Annotated in this window: 14 protein-coding genes and 1 pseudogene; 9 read left to right on the top strand and 6 right to left on the bottom strand. The window is 74.6% G+C overall.

The features are described from left to right. The first annotated feature begins 155 nt into the window (after positions 1-155). From BLU42_RS07180 to BLU42_RS07165, 4 genes are all read left to right on the top strand, one after another. Positions 156-1,181, top strand: a complete 1,026-nt coding sequence (locus BLU42_RS07180) for a 3-oxoacyl-ACP synthase III (protein ID WP_091073867.1) — start codon at positions 156-158, stop codon at positions 1,179-1,181. After that, the gene (locus BLU42_RS07175) at positions 1,178-3,784 is read left to right on the top strand and encodes an alpha/beta fold hydrolase (protein WP_231918486.1); all 2,607 of its coding nucleotides are present in this window, start codon (positions 1,178-1,180) and stop codon (positions 3,782-3,784) included. The genes BLU42_RS07180 and BLU42_RS07175 overlap by 4 nt, the downstream gene beginning before the upstream one ends. Then, complete coding sequence (locus tag BLU42_RS07170; RefSeq protein ID WP_091073866.1) at positions 3,781-4,764, top strand: NAD-dependent epimerase/dehydratase family protein; 984 nt, start codon at positions 3,781-3,783, stop codon at positions 4,762-4,764. The genes BLU42_RS07175 and BLU42_RS07170 overlap by 4 nt, the downstream gene beginning before the upstream one ends. Positions 4,765-5,022: 258 nt before the next feature. Then, positions 5,023-5,226 carry a hypothetical protein gene (locus tag BLU42_RS07165; RefSeq protein ID WP_091073865.1) on the top strand — a complete coding sequence of 68 codons (204 nt, stop codon included), beginning with the start codon at positions 5,023-5,025 and terminating at the stop codon, positions 5,224-5,226. Positions 5,227-5,288: 62 nt separating this feature from the next. Here BLU42_RS07165 and BLU42_RS07160 read toward each other — a convergent pair whose 3' ends face one another. Beyond that, positions 5,289-6,878, bottom strand: a complete 1,590-nt coding sequence (locus tag BLU42_RS07160) for a phytoene desaturase family protein (RefSeq protein WP_091073864.1) — start codon at positions 6,876-6,878, stop codon at positions 5,289-5,291. A 97-nt stretch (positions 6,879-6,975) separates the two neighbouring features. On the opposite strand from BLU42_RS07160, the gene BLU42_RS07155 reads away from it, so the two are divergent. The 4 genes and pseudogenes from BLU42_RS07155 (at position 6,976) to arc (ending at position 12,014) form a co-directional block, all read left to right on the top strand. Then, a complete protein-coding gene (locus tag BLU42_RS07155) occupies positions 6,976-7,689 on the top strand; it encodes an HAD family hydrolase (protein ID WP_091073863.1) in 714 nt (237 codons plus the stop codon). Then, entirely contained in the window at positions 7,676-9,220 is a 1,545-nt protein-coding gene (locus BLU42_RS21315; RefSeq protein ID WP_091073862.1) for an ABC transporter substrate-binding protein, read from the top strand. Before BLU42_RS07155 ends, BLU42_RS21315 begins: the two co-directional genes overlap by 14 nt. An 86-nt stretch (positions 9,221-9,306) precedes the next feature. Continuing rightward, a pseudogene (locus BLU42_RS21310) lies at positions 9,307-10,227 on the top strand (tRNA (adenine-N1)-methyltransferase); the annotation flags it as partial. A 23-nt stretch (positions 10,228-10,250) separates the two neighbouring features. Beyond that, positions 10,251-12,014 carry a proteasome ATPase gene (gene arc / locus BLU42_RS07140; protein ID WP_091073861.1) on the top strand — a complete coding sequence of 588 codons (1,764 nt, stop codon included), beginning with the start codon at positions 10,251-10,253 and terminating at the stop codon, positions 12,012-12,014. 118 nt (positions 12,015-12,132) lie between these two features. Here arc and BLU42_RS07135 read toward each other — a convergent pair whose 3' ends face one another. The 5 genes from BLU42_RS07135 to BLU42_RS07115 all read right to left on the bottom strand — a co-directional run bounded on the left by BLU42_RS07135 (position 12,133) and on the right by BLU42_RS07115 (position 15,445). Further along, positions 12,133-12,624 (bottom strand): DUF4395 domain-containing protein, encoded by a 492-nt coding sequence (locus BLU42_RS07135; RefSeq protein ID WP_091073860.1) that lies wholly within the window; start codon positions 12,622-12,624, stop codon positions 12,133-12,135. 44 nt (positions 12,625-12,668) lie between these two features. Beyond that, the gene (locus BLU42_RS07130) at positions 12,669-12,887 is read right to left on the bottom strand and encodes a hypothetical protein (protein ID WP_091073859.1); all 219 of its coding nucleotides are present in this window, start codon (positions 12,885-12,887) and stop codon (positions 12,669-12,671) included. 11 nt (positions 12,888-12,898) lie between these two features. Further along, positions 12,899-13,441: a methyltransferase domain-containing protein gene (locus BLU42_RS07125; RefSeq protein ID WP_091073858.1), complete on the bottom strand. Its 543-nt coding sequence runs from the start codon at positions 13,439-13,441 to the stop codon at positions 12,899-12,901. Continuing rightward, positions 13,438-14,850, bottom strand: coding sequence for an FAD-binding oxidoreductase (locus tag BLU42_RS07120; protein WP_269458017.1), 1,413 nt, complete (start codon positions 14,848-14,850; stop codon positions 13,438-13,440). Before BLU42_RS07120 ends, BLU42_RS07125 begins: the two co-directional genes overlap by 4 nt. Before the next feature lie 169 nt (positions 14,851-15,019). Continuing rightward, complete coding sequence (locus BLU42_RS07115; RefSeq protein WP_091073857.1) at positions 15,020-15,445, bottom strand: DUF3054 domain-containing protein; 426 nt, start codon at positions 15,443-15,445, stop codon at positions 15,020-15,022. A gap of 23 nt (positions 15,446-15,468) precedes the next feature. On the opposite strand from BLU42_RS07115, the gene dop reads away from it, so the two are divergent. Next, positions 15,469-17,016: a depupylase/deamidase Dop gene (dop, locus tag BLU42_RS07110; RefSeq protein ID WP_231918485.1), complete on the top strand. Its 1,548-nt coding sequence runs from the start codon at positions 15,469-15,471 to the stop codon at positions 17,014-17,016. Positions 17,017-17,048 lie beyond the last annotated feature (32 nt).

Here is a 17,048-nt window from a genome sequence, read left to right as displayed (position 1 = left end):
GTGTACGGGAGTCGGGGCCGGGCCAGGGTTCGCGGGCCACGGCCGCCCGCGGGCGGTGTGGAATAGTGGTCCGGACCCGTTCGGCGTTCAGGCGCTGGTCGGATGCTGTTCGCGGGCCGGTCAGGGGCCCGCGCGGACGAGGGTGAAGGCTGGGTATGACAGGAAACGCGACCTACGAGCTCAAGGACACGGCGGTCCTGTCGGTGTGTGCGGTCGAGGCGCCCGTGGTGGTGACCTCTGAGGCCTTCGACGAGCGGCTGATGCGCTCCTACGAGCGGACCGGGCTCCAGCCCGGGATGGTCGAGAAGCTCGCCGGCGTCCGCGAGCGGCGCTGGTGGCCCGAGGACGTGACGTTCGCCGACGCCGCGGCGATGGCCGGGGCCAAGGCGCTCGCCGAGGCCGGCGTCGACCCCTCGCAGGTCGGTCTCCTGATCAACACCTCCGTCTGCCGCGACGGCATCGAGCCGGCCAACGCCGCCGGCGTGCACGACCTGATGGGGCTGTCGACCAGCTGCCTGAACTTCGACGTGACGAACGCCTGCCTCGGCTTCCTCAACGGCATCCAGCTCGCCGGCTCGCTGATCGACTCCGGGCAGGTCGAGTACGCGCTCCTCGTCGACGCCGAGGGCCTGCGCGGCCTGCAGGAGAGCACGCTGGACCGCCTCGCCCAGGACGACGCGACGGCCGAGGACCTCAAGCTCCAGTTCGCGACCCTGACCCTCGGCTCAGGCTCGGCCGCCATGGTGCTGGGCCGGGCGAGCGAGCACCCCGAGGGGCACCGCGTGACGGGCGGCGTGAGCCGCTCGGGAACGCAGCACAAGGACCTCTGCTGGGCCGACATGACGCGGATGCGCACCGACTCGCGCGCGCTCTTCGAGGCCGGCATCGAGCTCGCCGGGCAGACCTGGCACGACGCCCTCGCCTCCGGTCGCGACTGGGCCGACGCCGAGTGGTTCATCGCCCACCAAACCTCCGTCGTCCACCTGCAGGCCATGGCCAGGGTGGTCGGCGTGCCCGACGAGAAGTTCCCCAAGACGGTGCCGACCTTCGGCAACCTGGCCTCCGCCGCCGTCCCGTTCACGCTGGCCAAGCAGGTCCCCATGATCAAGCCGGGCGAGCGGGTCATCCTGCTCGGCATCGGCTCGGGGCTGAACACCTCCTTCGCCGAGATCATCTGGTGACGTCCCCCGTCGAGCAGCCGGTCGACGGGCTGCCCGGCCTGGACCCGCGGTGGTCGCGCTTCCTCACGGTGGCCGACGCGTCCGGCCAGCCGCGACGCTGGCACGTCCTCGACAACGGGGTGGGCGCCGACGGCGGCCCCGTCGAGGGCACGATGCTCTGCGTCCACGGCAACCCGACCTGGTCCTACCTCTGGCGCCGGTTCCTGTCTGAGGCCCCGGCCGGCTGGCGGGTCGTCGCGGTCGACCAGCTCGGCATGGGCTGGTCCACGCGCCGCGCACCCGCGCGCCGGCTCGGCGACCGGATCGACGACCTCGGCCGCCTCACCGACGCCCTCGACCTGCAGGGCCCGGTGGTGCTGGCCGCCCACGACTGGGGCGGCCTCGTCGGCCTCGGCTGGGCCCTCGAGCACCGCGAGCAGCTCGCCGGGGTCGTGCTGACCAACACCGCGGTCTTCCAGCCGCTGGACCAGCCGTTCTCGGCGCTCATCCGCCTGGCCCGGACGCCGGCGCTGCGCCAGCTGGTCTGCGTGACGACGCCCACCTTCGTGCAGGGGGCGGCGGCGCTGTCGCGCCCGTCCCTCGACCGGGACGTGCGGCGGGCGCTGGCCGGCCCGTACGCCGACGCCTCCGAGCGGGCGGCGATCGGCGACTTCGTGGCCGACGTCCCCCTCGAGCGGCACCACCCCAGCCGCCTGCGGATGGAGCAGGTCGCGGAGGGCATCCGGGACCTCGACGTCCCCGCCCTGCTGCTGTGGGGCGGTCGCGACCCCGTCTTCACCGACCTGCACCTGGCCGACCTCGTCGACCGGCTCCCGCACGCCGACGTCCACCGCTTCGGGCGCGCGTCCCACCTCGTCACCGAGGACGTCCCCGAGACCGCCGAGATCGCCTGGCGCTGGGTCGACAGCCGGGTCGCGACCGCCGGGGCGGCGCCGTCGGAGCGCCCGCCCGCGCAGGTGGACCGCTCCGCGCTGTGGGCCCCCATCTCCGAGCGGGCTACCTCGTCGCCCGACGCCCCGGCGGTGGTGGAGCTGCACGACGGCGTCGTGAGCCGGACCAGCTTCGGCGAGCTCGAGCAGGGCATCGTCGACCTGGCCCACGGGCTGGTCGACCTCGGGGTCCGGCGCGGCGACCGTGTCGCGGTCCTCGTCACCCCGGGCCTCGGCCTGACGACGGCGGTCTTCGCCTGCTGGCGCGTCGGTGCCGTCGTCGTGGTCGCCGACGCCGGGCTCGGGGTCCGCGGCATGGCGCACGCGCTGCGCGGCGCCCGCCCCGATCACGTCATCGGCATCCCCAAGGCCGTCGCCGCGCTCGACGCCCTCCGCGTCCCCGGCCGGCGCATCGTCGCCGGCGACGTCTCGGCTCCCGTCGGGGCGGTGCTGCGCCACCCGGCCAGCGTCACCTCCCTCACCGTCCGCGGCGGCGTGCTGCGCACGCAGGGCGCCGTGCTGCCCGACCTCGGCGGCACCGACGAGGACGTGGCCGTCTTCTTCACCTCCGGGGCCACGGGACCGGCCAAGGGCGTCGTCTACCGCGCCGCCCAGCTCCAGGGCCAGGTCGCCCGGCTCGCCGGGCTGTACGCCGGCGACCGCGACGACGCCTGGGTCGCGGCCTTCCCGCTGTTCTCGCTCTACGGCCCGGCCATGGGCACCGCCGCCGCGGTGCCCGACATGGACCCGACCAGGGCCGGGACGCTCACCGCCTCCGCGCTGGCCGACGCCGCCGCCGCGGTCGACGGCCGGGTGGTCTTCGCCTCGCCGGCCGCGCTGCGCAACGTGGTGGCCACCGCCGGCGCATTGACCGACGCCCAGCGCGAGGCGCTCACGAGGGTCCGGGTGCTGATGTCGGCGGGCGCGCCGGTGCCGGTCGGCCTGCTGCGTCGCGTCCAGGCGCTGGTCCCCAACGCCGACCTGCACACGCCGTACGGCATGACCGAGGTGCTGCCGGTCGCCGACATCACCCTGCCGGGCATCGAGGCGGCGGGAGCGGGCGACGGCGTCTGCGTCGGCCTCCCCGTGCCCGGCGTGACGGTCCGGCTGGCCCCGCTCGACGCGACCGGCCGGGCGACCGGCGAGCTCACCACGCAGGCGGGCGTGACGGGGGAGATCCTCGTCGACGCCGACCACCGCAAGCAGCGCTACGACCGCCTCTGGGCGACCGAGCGGGCGAGCAGCCGCGACCCGGGCCACCACCGCACCGGCGACGTCGGGCACCTCGACGACGAGGGTCGGCTGTGGGTGGAGGGCCGGCTGGTGCACGTGCTCTCGACCCCGGACGGGCCGCTGACGCCGGTCGGCGTCGAGCAGCGGGTCGAGACGCTCCCCGAGGTCGCCTCGGCGGCCGTGGTCGGCGTGGGACCGGCCGGCACCCAGCAGGTCGTCGTGGTCGTCGTCCCCGTCGCGGGGGCGTCGGCGCGCCGTCCGCTCGCCGCGGGGGCCCTGGCCGCCGCCGTGCGGGAGGTCGCCGGGGTCGACGTCGCCGCGGTGCTGGCCGTGCCGGCGCTGCCGACCGACATCCGCCACAACTCCAAGATCGACCGCGCCGCGGTGCGTGCCTGGGCCTCGCGGGTGCTGACCGGCGAGCGGGCGGGACGCCTGGCGTGAGGGTGCTCGTCACCGGCGCGAGCGGGATGCTCGGCGGCGCGGTCGCCCGGGCGCTCGCCGAGCGCGGCGACGAGGTGACCGTGCTCCAGCGTCGCCCGTCCGGGCTGGGGTTCCGCGAGGTGCTCGGCGACGTCGCCGACGCGACGGCGGTGCGCGAGGCCGTCGCCGGCCAGGAGGGCGTCGTGCACCTGGCGGCCAAGGTCAACGTCGTCGGGCTCGAGGCCGACTACGTGCGGACCAACGTCGTGGGCACGCGCAACGTCCTCGAGGCCTGCACGGCCTCCGGGGTCGGACGGCTCGTGCAGGTGTCGTCGCCGTCGGTGGCGCACGCCGGCTCGTCGCTGGTCGGGGCACCGGCCGGGCCGGCCGACCCGGCGACCGCGCGCGGCCCGTACGCGCGCACCAAGGCGCAGTCCGAGCTCGAGGCGCTGGCCGCCGACGGCACGGGCGAGGTGCCGCTGGCGGTCGTCGCCGTCCGGCCGCACATCGTCTGGGGACCGGGAGACACCCAGCTCGTCGAGCGGATCGTGGAGCGCGGCCGGGCCGGTCGGCTGCCGCTGCTCGGCACCGGCGCGCCGCTCATCGACACCACCTACGTCGACAACGCCGCGGACGCGCTCGTGGCTGCCCTGGACCGGGCGCCGGAGGTCCACGGCGAGGCCTTCGTCGTCAGCAACGGCGAACCGCGACCCGTGGGCGAGATCTTCGGCGACTTCTGCGCCGCGGCCGGCGTCGACCGTCCGACCCGTCACGTGCCCGCCCGGCTCGCCGTCGCGGCGGGCGACGTGGTCGAGAGGCTGTGGTCCCTGCGGCACCGGGACGGCACCGGGCAGCCGCCGATGACCCGCTTCCTGGCCGAGCAGCTGTCGACGGCCCACTGGTTCGACCAGCGGCGCACCCGCGAGGCCCTGCGCTGGACGCCGTCGGTGAGCATCGCCGAGGGGCTCGAGCGCCTCGCGGCCTCCTTCGGCCGCCGCTGACCGAGCCCGGCGGGGCAGCCCTGCCCCTTCCGGAGACGACCACTGGTCAGCAGTGGGCGTTCCTGCCCCGGTCTTCCGACCACTACCGACCACTGGTCGGGGTCGCGGGCCCACCCGCCCGGGTGAGCCGGCGCACAGCCTGCCTATGAACCTGCTGAAGGGTGTCCCGGCCCCCTTGGTTGCCCGGTAAATCGATTAAGAATGGTCCTCGTAGGCAACGACGCCGATCCAGCACCACCGACGGCGAGGAGCCTCACCATGAACGCGTTCACGAACTCCGACGAGAGCACCTTCGGCCTGGGCGGGGCGTCCTCGCACGCGGCCGACGTGGCGGCGGGCTTCCGCTGGGTCGTCGACCCCTCGGGCGAGGGACTCACCACCAGCTCGCACGACGCCGACATCCGCGCGGGCTACGACGACGCCGACGCGGTTCTGCACGACGGGACCGGCCTGCACCGCTGAGGTCGGCTCGAGCACGGAGCAGGAGCGGGTCCGGCCCTCGGGTCGGGCCCGCTCCCTCGTCCTCAGCGCGGGGTCGCGCGACGGAACCTCGACCAGAACAGCGCGGCCCGGGCCGCGTTCATCCCGCAGGCGCCGTGCACGCTGCCACCCGGGTGCGCCGAGGCCGAGGCCAGGTACAGCCCGCGCACCGGGGTCTCGCTGCGGCCCGTACCGGCAAAGGGACGGAACACCAGCTGCTGCTCCAGGCTCATCGTCCCGCCGTTGATCGAGCCCCCGACGAGGTTGGCGTTCCGGGCCTCGAAGTCGGTCGGCGTGAGCACCCGCCGCGCCCGCACCACGGAGCCGAACCCCGGCGCGTACGCCTCCAGGCGCGCCTGCACGCGGTCGGCGAACCGCTCCACCTCGGCCGCGTCCCACCGGCCGGTGAGCCCGTCGTCGCCGGCATCGCCGCGCACGTGCTGCGGGACGTGGGTGTAGACCCACAGCGACTCGGTGCCGGCGGGTGAGCGGGTCGGGTCGGTGGTCGACATCTGACCGACCAGCAGGAACGGGTCGCGGGGCACGACCCCGGCGTCGATCTGGGCGCTCGACACGCTCATCTCGGCCACCGAGTCGGCGACGTGGACGGTCCCTGGCGCGTACGCGGGCGTCCCGGCCCACGGGACCGGGCCGCCCAGCGCGTAGTCGATCTTGAACGTCGCCGGGTCGCGACGGAAGCCCTCCATCTTCCGCGTCGTCCGGGCCGGCAGGTCCTCGGCGGGGACGAGCCCGCCGAACAGCTGCTCGGCGCCCACGTCGGCGAGCACGGAGCGGCGTACGCGGACCTCGCCCTCCGGCGTGCGCACGGCCACCGCGCGGCGGTCGCGCACCTGGATCCCGGTGGCCGGGGTGGAGCAGGCCACGGTGCCGCCGGCCGCCTCGAACCGGCGCCGCAGCGCCTGCGTCAACGCGCCCGCACCCCCGGTCGGCGCGGGGAAGCCGACCGTCTGCCCGAGCATGGTGAGCAGCAGCCCGACGAACCCCGACACGGGCGCGTCCAGGCCCACGTCGGCGTGCGAGGCGTTGCCGGCGAGCAGCAGCTCGGGCCCGTCGCCGCCGAAGCGCCCGTCGAGCAGGTGCGTCGCCGGCGCGAGCATCTCGCGGACGAAGCCGTACGGGCCCACGCGGGCGAGCGCCGGCAGCAGCTTGAGCCCGCCGCGCACGGGCGGGATCGGGGTCAGCAGCGACTCCACGAGCCCGGGCTGCACCGTGCGCCAGCGGGCGACCAGCGCGTGCCAGGCCTCGCCGTCGCCGGCGTGCGCCTGCTCGAGCAGCCCGGCGGTGACGTCCTCGTCGCGGTGCAGCAGCGCCCACGAGCCGTCCCGCCGCGGGTGGCCGAGCACGGCGGGGGCATGCGACCACTCCAGCCCGAAGTCCTCGAGCCCGAGCGAGGTCAGCGCGGGCGAGACCGCCGCCATCGGGTAGAAGGCGCTGAACGTGTCGCTGACGAAGTCCGGGTGGACCTCGCGGTCGCTCCGCACGGCCCCGCCGACGTCGGGCTGGGCCTCCAGCAGCAGCACCTCCCAGCCTGCGTCGGCCAGGCGGTTCGCGGCGACGAGGCCGTTGGGCCCGGCGCCGATGACGACGGCGTCGACCTCACGGGGGAGCGGCATGGGTCCAGTGTCCCCGAGCGCGGCGACCCCCTCCCACGGGCGTGGCCCGGGCGTGGATTCGTGTGGTGCGCCCGCCACCGGGAACAATGGCGGGGACATGACGCCCTCCTCACCGATCCCCGCCGCGCCCGACCCCGCCTCCCGGCCGGCCGCCCTGCTCTGGGACTTCGACGGGACGCTCGCCGACACCGAGCCCATCTGGATCCGGGCGGAGTACGACCTGATCGGTCGCCTCGGCGGCCGCTGGTCCGACGAGCACGCCCTCCAGCTCGTGGGCAACTCGCTGATCGACTCCGGCATCTACATCGTCAACGCCATCGACCGGCCCGACCTCGACCCGGCCTGGGTGATGGACCAGCTCGTGGAGCAGGTCGTCGCCACCCTCCGGACCGGCGAGGTGCCCTGGCGGCCGGGGGCGCTCGCGCTGCTCGAGGCCAGCCGGGTCGCGGGCGTGCCCTGCGCGCTGGTCTCGGCGTCGTACCGGGTGATCCTCGACGCCGCGCTCGCCGCGCTTCCGCCGGGCAGCTTCACCGCATCGGTGGCAGGCGACGAGGTCACGAGCGGCAAGCCGCACCCCGAGCCGTACGAGCGCGCGTGCGCCGAGCTCGGCGTGGACGCGCGCGACTGCGTCGCCTTCGAGGACAGCGAGACCGGCGCCCGCTCGGCCAACGCCGCCGGGGCCCTGGTCGTCGCCGTCCCCAACCACGTCGCCATCCCCGCGGCCCCGCGCCGGGTCGAGCGCGCGTCGCTCGCCGACGTCGACCTCGCCGGCCTGGCTTCGCTCCTGGACGAGGCCGATGCGCTCGTCTGACCGCCCGCGCCGCAGCCGCGCCCTCCGCCCCACCCGCCGGTCGGGCCGGGGCGCGCTCGCCGCCGCCCTGGCCGTCGTCGTCCTCGGGGCGGCCGGCTGCACCGACGCCACCCCGCCGCCGGCGCCGACCACGCCGGGGGAGACCCCGCGGCCCTTCACGGTCATGTCCACCGACCGGGTCACCGTCACCGACCCGGCTGCGGCGACCGACGAGGCGTCGAGCATGTTCGCGCTCAACGCCTTCCAGCGGCTGATGACCGCCCCGCCCGGTGCGAGCGGCTTCGCGCTCAAGCCCGACGCGGCGCGCGACTGCGGCTTCATCGAGTCGCCGACGGTCTACACCTGCACCCTGCAGAAGGGCCTCACCTTCGCCGGCGGCGACCCGCTCACCTCCAGCGACGTCAAGTTCAGCATCGACCGTGCGCTGCGCCTCGACGTGCCCGGCACGTCGACCTCGCTGCTCTCGGCGCTGCGCCGCATCGACACCCCTGACGACGTCACCGTGCGCTTCGTGCTCAGCCGCGTCGACGTCCAGTTCGGGTGGGCGCTGGCCTCGCCGGCCGCCTCGATCGTCGACGAGGACCGCTACGACGCCGACGAGATCCGCAGCACGAAGGATCCGGCCGTGGGCTCGGGGCCCTTCGTGGTGACGTCCTTCGACGACGACCGGATCGTCTTCGAGCGCTTCCCGGACTACCACGGCTTCACCCCGGCCGCGATGGACTCGATCACCTTCGTGACGGTCCCGGACTCGGCGACCATCGAGGACGCCATGGAGAAGCGGCAGGTCGACGTGGTGTGGCGCGGCCTCAACGCCGCCGCCGTCACCCGGTTGTCCCAGCAGGTCGGGGCCAGCGCCGAGAAGGTCACGGCCAACGGCTTCAGCGAGCGGGTGCTGGGGGGCACGCGCGTCGAGCTGCTGCAGTGGTCGCCCGACTCCCCGGCCCGCTCCAACAAGGCGCTGCGGACGGCGATCGCGCTCGCGCTCCAGGGGGACCGGACACTGGACTCGATCATCCCGAACGGCATCACCGGGCACGAGTCGACGTTCCCGCAGGGAGGCAAGGTCAAGCCCAAGGTGACCTGGAAGAACCGCATCAACCTGACGCTCGCGTACGACGAGACGGCGCCCAACGCGCGGGACCTCGCCGACACGGTGCGCAACCGGCTCGAGGACACCGGCGGCCTGAGCGTGCGCCTGGCGCCGGGCCGCTCCGACGCCGACCTCGTCCTCGTCGACCGCAAGGCCTGGACCTCCACGCCCCTGGCGTGGCTGCAGGCCTACGTCGACGACCCGCTGCCCGCCGCGGCCAACGCGGTCGAGGCGACCCGGAACTCCTACGTCGCCACCACCGACGACACGGCCTCGGCGCGGCTGCTGAGCACCCTCCAGCGCCAGGCGGCGAGCGACCTCGTGCTGCTGCCGATCAGCCAGTCCGACGAGACCGTCTGGGTGCGGGCGGGCGCCGACATCAACGGCGGCTCGTACGGACCCGGCTGGCAGCTCGGCCTCTTCGGGATCACGGCGTGAGCGCCGGGACCGCGGACGGCGCCACGACCGACGCCGTGACCGACGCCGTGACCGACGCCGTGACCACCGTCGACACCCCGCAGCCGGCGCCGGTGCCCTCCGGCGTCCGCATCGGGCCGCTGCGCGCGGGGGAGCGGATCACGCTCACCGACCCGAAGGGCCGGCGCCACTCGGTGCTGCTCGCCGAGGGCGGCACCTTCCACACGACGAAGGGCGGCGTCAGCCACGACGCGCTGATCGGCGGGCCCGAGGGCGTCGTCGTCACCTCGGTCGGCGGCACCGCCTTCCTGGCGCTGCGGCCCCTGCTCAACGAGTTCACCGTGACGATGCCGCGCGGGGCCGCCGTGATCTACCCCAAGGACGCCGCGCAGATCCTGATGGCCTGCGACGTGTTCCCGGGCGCGCGGGTGGTCGAGGCCGGTGCGGGCTCGGGGGCGCTGACCTGCAGCCTGCTGCGGGCCGTCGGGCCGACCGGGTCGGTGCGCTCGTACGAGCGGCGCGACGACTTCGCCGCGCAGGCCCGGCGCAACGTCGAGTCCTTCTTCGGCTCCGCGCCGGAAGCCTGGGACCTGACGGTCGGCGACCTCGTGGAGCAGCTCGAGGCCGAGCCCGAGCCGCGGCCGGTCGACCGCGTCGTGCTCGACATGCTGGCGCCCTGGGAGTGCGTGGACGCCCTCGCCGAGCGGCTCGTGCCGGGCGGGGTGCTGCTCGCCTACGTCGCGACGACGACGCAGCTGGCGAGGACGGTGGAGACGCTGCGCGTGCACGGCGGCTTCACCGAGCCCGAGGCGACCGAGACGCTGCTGCGCGCCTGGCACGCCGAGGGGCTGGCCGTGCGCCCGCGCCACGACATGGTCGGCCACACCGGCTTCCTGGTCAGCGCGCGGCGGATGGCGCCCGGCTTCACCGCTCCCGCCCGCAAGCGGCGACCGGCGCCGGGGGCCTATGGCGAGGATTACACGGGCCCCCGCGCAGCGGCACCCGCCGAGGGTTCCGCCCGCGGGTAGCCTCGCCGCAAGGAGGTGGCGGCATGTCCGGTTCCAGCTACGGCTCTGGCCTCGGTGGTTCGTCCTACGAGGACCGCGAGTCCCTGCTCGTCCAGATCGGTGCGCTCCGCGAGGAGCTCGCCCGGCTCCGCGAGAGGGTCTCGGCCCACCCGCACGACCTGGCGGTCCTCGAACGGCGGCTGACCGACGCGCGCGCCGAGGCGCGCACGACGACGGCCAACAACGAGCGACTCGCGGCCACGCTGCGCGAGGCCCGCGACCAGATCGTCACGCTCAAGGGCGAGGTCGACCGGCTGGCGCAGCCGCCGGCGAGCTTCGGGGTGTTCATCGCCGCCGCGGAGGACCGGACGGCCGACATCTTCACCTCGGGCCGCAAGATGCGCGTGAGCGTCAGTCCCGACGTCGACCTGGAGGCCCTCGAGCCCGGCCGCGAGGTCATGGTCAACGAGGCCATGAACGTCGTGCGGGCCCTGGACTTCGACGAGGTCGGCGAGATCGCCACCCTCAAGGAGGTCCTGGAGGGCGGCGAGCGCGCGCTCGTGGTCGGCCACGGGGACGAGGAGAGCGTCGTCCGCCTCGCCACCCGGCTGCAGGAGGGCCCGATCCGGGCCGGTGACTCGCTGCTCATCGACCGGCGCGTGCACTTCGCGTACGAGCGCGTGCCCAAGCTCGAGGTCGAGGAGCTCGTCCTCGAGGAGGTGCCCGACATCGACTACTCGGTGATCGGGGGGCTCGGCGGTCAGATCGAGGCGATCCGCGACGCGGTCGAGCTGCCCTTCCTGCACAAGGACCTCTTCGCCGAGCACCAGCTCAAGGCGCCCAAGGGGATCCTGCTCTACGGCCCGCCCGGGTGCGGCAAGACGCTGATCGCCAAGGCGGTGGCCAACTCGCTGGCCAAGCGCGTGACGGAGAAGACCGGCGTCGAGGGGCGCAGCTTCTTCCTCAACATCAAGGGCCCCGAGCTGCTCAACAAGTACGTCGGCGAGACCGAGCGCCACATCCGGCTGGTCTTCCAGCGCGCCCGTGAGAAGGCCTCCGACGGCATGCCGGTGATCGTCTTCTTCGACGAGATGGACTCGCTCTTCCGCACCCGCGGCACCGGCGTCTCCTCCGACGTGGAGAACACGATCGTCCCGCAGCTGCTGAGCGAGATCGACGGCGTCGAGGGCCTCGAGAACGTGATCATCATCGGCGCGTCCAACCGCGAGGACATGATCGACCCGGCGATCTTGCGACCGGGCCGCCTGGACGTGAAGATCAAGATCGAGCGTCCCGACGCCGAGGCCGCGCGCGACATCTTCAGCAAGTACCTGCTGCCGTCGCTGCCGCTGCACACCGAGGACCTCGACGAGTTCGCCGGCGACGCCGAGCGCACCGTGCGCGGGATGATCGAGCGCACGGTCGAGCGGATGTACACCGACACCGAGGAGAACCAGTTCCTCGAGGTCACCTACGCCGGTGGGGACAAGGAGATCCTGTACTTCCGGGACTTCAACTCCGGCGCCATGGTGCAGAACATCGTCGACCGCGCCAAGAAGATGGCGATCAAGGACCTGCTCGACACCGGCGTGAAGGGCATCCGGATCGGCCACCTGCTCCAGGCGTGCGTCGACGAGTTCGCCGAGAACGAGGACCTGCCCAACACGACCAACCCGGACGACTGGGCCAAGATCAGCGGCAAGAAGGGCGAGCGCATCGTCTTCATCCGGACGCTGATCAGCTCGAAGAAGGGCACCCAGGCCGGCCGCTCGATCGATACGGTCACCAACACCGGGCAGTACCTCTAGGCGCTAGCTCGAGAGCGCTCCCTGAGCTCGTCGAAGGGCGTAGAGGTCGGCGTCCTCGCCCATGTCGAGGAGACGCCAACCCGTTCGGGGCCGTTCGACAGGCTCAGGGAGCGTCTTGTCAGGCAGCGCTCGCGGCGTACCGCTTCTGCACGTTCGCGCACTCCTCGCAGACGGTGCTGGGGATGACGCCCAGGCGCATCAGGCGGCCGAAGACCCAGCAGCCGGCGCAGAAGCCGAGCACCGACTCGAGCAGGGCGAAGACGAGCAGCACGGCGACGAGGACGGACGGCAGGACGGCGACGCCGGCGTACGCGGTCACGGCGGCGACCGTGGTCAGCACGAGGCCGATGCTCTGCGCGAAGCGCTTGGGCGGCCCGGGCACGAAGCGCGGCATGCCCAGCCGCGGGGCGACGACGTGCGTGGCCAGCCGGCCCAGCGCGCTGAACCGCGGCCCGGCGAGCGTGCGGGCCAGGAACCCGACCGCGAGCAGCACCAGGAGCCAGCGCCAGCCCGTCACCAGGGACAGCGCGGCGAGGACCGCCACGCCGGCCGCCACGGTCCGGGCAGCGAGCTCGTTCACCGGGTTGGGAAAGCTCAGCAGTTCGCGCACGCTGGCGGCAACCAGTCGTGGACCGCGGCTATTCCCGGGTGCACCTACCGGGTACTCCCGCTGGCGAGCAGGGCGGTGCCGGGCAGCACGAGCCGGCCCTCGACCTGCTGCGGGGCGGTGACGTCGGCGTACGCCTGCCGCATCCGCTCCTGCGCCTCGGGCGGCTGAGTGCGGTAGACGGCGCCGATGGTCGCGATCCCGCCGTCCGCCGCGCGCCACAGGTCGCCGGGCGCGACGCGGAGGACGACCTCCACCTCGCGCACCAAGACGCCCCTCAGGCCCGCCTCGACGACCAGTGCCTCGAGCCCGGGCGCGTGCGCTGGAAGTCGAGCGCGGGCGGCAGCGCCTGGCGCGGCGGCGGCTCCACGCCGGCTGCGGTCATGACGTCGTTCCAGAGCTGGTTGACCGCGATCAGCCGCTCGGGCCAGATCGTCAGGGCGACGCGGCCGCCGGGGACGGCGACCCGGGCCAGCTCGCGCACCGCGGCGCGCGGGTCGTCGGTGTGGTTGACGACGAAGTTCGCCCCCACGGCGGTGAAGGCACCGTCGGCGAACGGCAGCCGCGGCAGCCCGCCGACCACGACGGGTCCGGAGCCCGACGCGCGGGCCGCTGCCACCATCGCCGCGTCGGCGTCCACGCCCACGGTCCGCCAGCCCGCACCCGCCGCGGCCCGGCCGAGCGCGCCGGTGCCGCACCCCACGTCCAGGAAGCGGCCGCGGTCCGCCGGGCCGCAGGCCTCGACGACCTCGTCGACGGTCTGGGCGCACAGCGGGCCGAACGACACCGCGTACGCCTGCGGGTCGCCCCAGGACGTCACACCACGACCTTGCCGGGGTTGAGGATCCCGTGCGGGTCGAGGGCCCGGCGCACGGCGCGGTACATCTCGACCACGGCCGGTTCGGTCTCGGCCTCCAGCCCGCCCCGCTTGAGCAGGCCGACGCCGTGCTCTCCGGTCACCGTCCCGCCGAGCGCGATGGCGGCCGCGTGGATCTCCTCGAAGGCCGCCTGCGCGCGCAGCCGGGCCGCCTCGTCGCCGGGGGGCGTGACGAGCAGCGGGTGCAGGTTCCCGTCGCCGGCGTGGGCCAGGTTGGCGATGCGGACGTCGTGGCGCGCCGCGACCTCCTCGACCCGGGCCAGCATCGTGGGCACCGCGCGGAGCGGGACGCAGACGTCCTCGGTGAGCACCGGTCCGAGCCGCTCGAGCGCCGGGTAGGCCAGCCGGCGGGCGGAGAACAGGGCCTCGGCCTCCTCCTCGTCCTCCGACCGGGCGGCCCAGGTGGCCCCGGCCGCGGCGAAGCAGGCGCGCACGGCCTCGGCCTCGGCGTCGCCCGCCGCGCCCGGTGCGTCGACGCGGGCCAGCAGGATGACGGCGGCGTCCGTGCTCAGCCCCAGGTTCTTCCAGTCGTCGACCGCGCGCAGGCACTGCTGGTCGAGCAGCTCCAGGGCGGACGGTGTGACCCCGCTGCGGGTGACGGCGGCGACGGCCTCGCCCGCGGCGACCAGCGAGTCGAAGTACCCGACGACGGTCTGCTCGGCCGGCCGGGCCGGGCGCAGCCGGACGGTGACCTCGGTGACGACGCCGAGCGTGCCCTCCGAACCCACCAGCAGGGCCGTCAGGTCGTAGCCCGTCACGCCCTTGGCCGTGCGGCGCCCGACCCGGACCAGCTCACCGGTGCCCGTGACCACCTGCAGCCCGAGGACGTAGTCCCCGGTCACGCCGTACTTGACGCAGCAGACCCCGCCGGCGTTGGTGGCGACGTTGCCGCCGATGGTCGACCAGGGCGCGCTGGCCGGGTCCGGCGGGTACCAGAGGCCCTGCTCGGCCGCGACCGCGCGCAGGTGGGCGTTGACCACGCCGGGCTGGACCACGGCGTAGCGCTCCAGCGGGTAGATCTCGAGGACGGCGTCCATCGCCTCGAGGCTGACCACGACGGATCCGGCGAGCGCGTTGGCCCCGCCCGAGAGCCCGGTCCCGGCGCCGCGGGGGACGACGGGCACGCCGTGCTCGAGGCAGACCCGCACGACCGCCTGCACCTGCTCGGCGGTCTGCGGCCGCACGACGGCGAGGGGCAGCGCGTACGGCGCCCACTCGGCCTCGTCGTGGCTGTAGCGCTCCACCGACGCCGCGCCGGTGACGAGGGCACCCGTCGGCAGCGCTGCGTCGAGCGCGCGGTGGACGCGGTCGGTGTGGTTCGCGGCGGCGGGCGGGCTGCTGGTGAGGGTCACCGACCCATCCTGCCCACCGCCCGGAGGTGGTCGGGTCCGGGCATGGGAAGAGTCAGCGACTGCCTGCTCGGGGGTTCAGGTAGTCGCTGACTCTCGACGGGGACATCGTGCTCGACGGTCCCGCTGTTACAGAACCGCTGCTGTGACCTGCGCCACGCGGCGACCGGGCTCAGGCGCCGGCCGCGACCCGGTCGCCGCGGCGGCCGCGGGCACGGGTGACGAGCCGGGCCACCCCGCGCCAGCCGAGCAGGAAGACCGCGAGCACGACCGTCGTCACGACGACGAAGGACGTCTGCACGCCGCCGCCGGTCGCGTGCCGGACGAGCATGCCCACGACGACGGTCGTGACCCAGACCAGCGCGCCGGCCGGCAGGCCCCGGGGCCGCGCGCGGCTCGCGGGGACGAGGGCGACGAGCACCCAGCCGACCAGCCAGCCGACGACGAAGGGTCCTGCGGTCTGCGCGACGCCGGCGACCCCGAGTCCCTCGTCGTGGCTCGCCCGGCCGATGGCGGCGAAGACCACCACGAGCACGAGGTCGACCAGCGCGACCGTGGCTGCGCGTCCGACGGGGCTGGCGGCGGGACGGTCGGTCATGGCCGCGAGATTACGCTGGCGCCATGCCCGAGCCCGTACGCCGACAGGTCGTGATGGGCGTGGAGACCGAGTACGGGATCAGCGCCGTCCCGGCGGGGCGGGGCGACGACGACCTCCACCCGATGCAGCTGTCGAACCACGTGGTCAAGGCGTACGGGTCCGGCGGCCCGGTGCACGACGGTCGCCCGGCGGGCTGGGACTACGAGACCGAGTCGCCGCTGCGCGACATCCGCGGCTACGAGGTCGCGCGCTCCAACGCGCACCCCGACCAGCTCACCGACACCGACCTCGGGATGGCCAACGTCATCCTGACCAACGGCGCCCGGCTCTACGTCGACCACGCGCACCCGGAGTACTCGGGCCCGGAGGTGACGAGCGCCCTCGACGTCGTGCGCTTCGACAAGGCCGGCGACGCGGTCATGGCCATCGCGGCGCAGCGGGCGTCGGCGTCGGCGGGGCGCCAGATCCGGCTCTACAAGAACAACACCGACGGCAAGGGCGCCTCGTACGGCACCCACGAGAACTACCTGCTGCAGCGCAGCACGCCCTTCGACCGGGTGGTCCAGCAGTTCACGGCCTTCCTCGTCACCCGGCAGGTGTTCACCGGCGCCGGCCGGGTCGGCATCGGCCAGGCCAGCCAGCAGCCGGGCTTCCAGATCAGCCAGCGCGCCGACTTCTTCGAGGCCGAGGTCGGTCTGGAGACGACGCTCAACCGACCGATCATCAACACCCGCGACGAGCCGCACGCCGACGCCGCGCGGCACCGCCGGCTGCACGTGATCACCGGCGACGCGAACCTGTCGGAGACCTCGACCTGGCTCAAGGTCGGCACGGCCGCCTGGGTGCTGCGCGTGATCGAGGCCGGCGCGCTGGGGACCGACCTGCGCCTGGCCCAGCCGGTCGCGGCGATGCGGGCGGTCAGCCACGACCTGACCTGCCGCCGACCGCTCGAGCTGGCCGACGGCCGGCGGATGAGCGCCGTGGAGGTGCAGCGCGTCTACCTCGAGCGCAGCCGGGCGCTGCTCGCCTCCGTCGCGGCCGACGACCTGCCCGCGCCGGTGCGCGCCGAGGCGGAAGCCCTGTTCGCCGCCTGGCAGGAGACGCTCGACGCGCTCGCCACCGACGTGACGCTGCTCGCCGACCGTCTCGACTGGGCGGCCAAGCTGGCGCTGATGGAGTCCTACCGCTCCCGCGACGGCCTCGGCTGGGACGCCCCCAAGCTCGCGGCGATCGACCTGCAGTACGCCGACGTCGACCCGTCGCGCAGCCTCTACGCCGCGCTGGTGGCGCGGGGCCGGATCCGGCGGCTCGTGACCGACGAGGAGGTCGAGCGGGCGCGGCTGAGCCCGCCGCGCGACACCCGCGCCTACTTCCGCGGCCGGGTCATGGAGCTCTTCGGCTCCTCGGTCGTCGCCGCGTCGTGGGACTCGGTGATCTTCGACCTCCCCGACCGGCAGGCGCTGCAGCGGGTGCCGCTGCTCGACCCGCTGCGCGGCACCGCCGAGCAGGTGGGCGCCATGCTCGACGCCTGCAGCGACGTCTCCGACCTCTTCGCCGCGCTGGGGCGCTGAGCGCGTACGAGCCCCGGGCGCGGTGCGGGACG

The sequence above is a fragment of the Microlunatus sagamiharensis genome, assembly GCF_900105785.1.
Lineage (GTDB): Bacteria > Actinomycetota > Actinomycetes > Propionibacteriales > Propionibacteriaceae > Microlunatus > Microlunatus sagamiharensis.
Note: the sequence above shows the minus strand (reverse complement) of the source record. Positions and strands in the feature narration are given on the sequence as shown.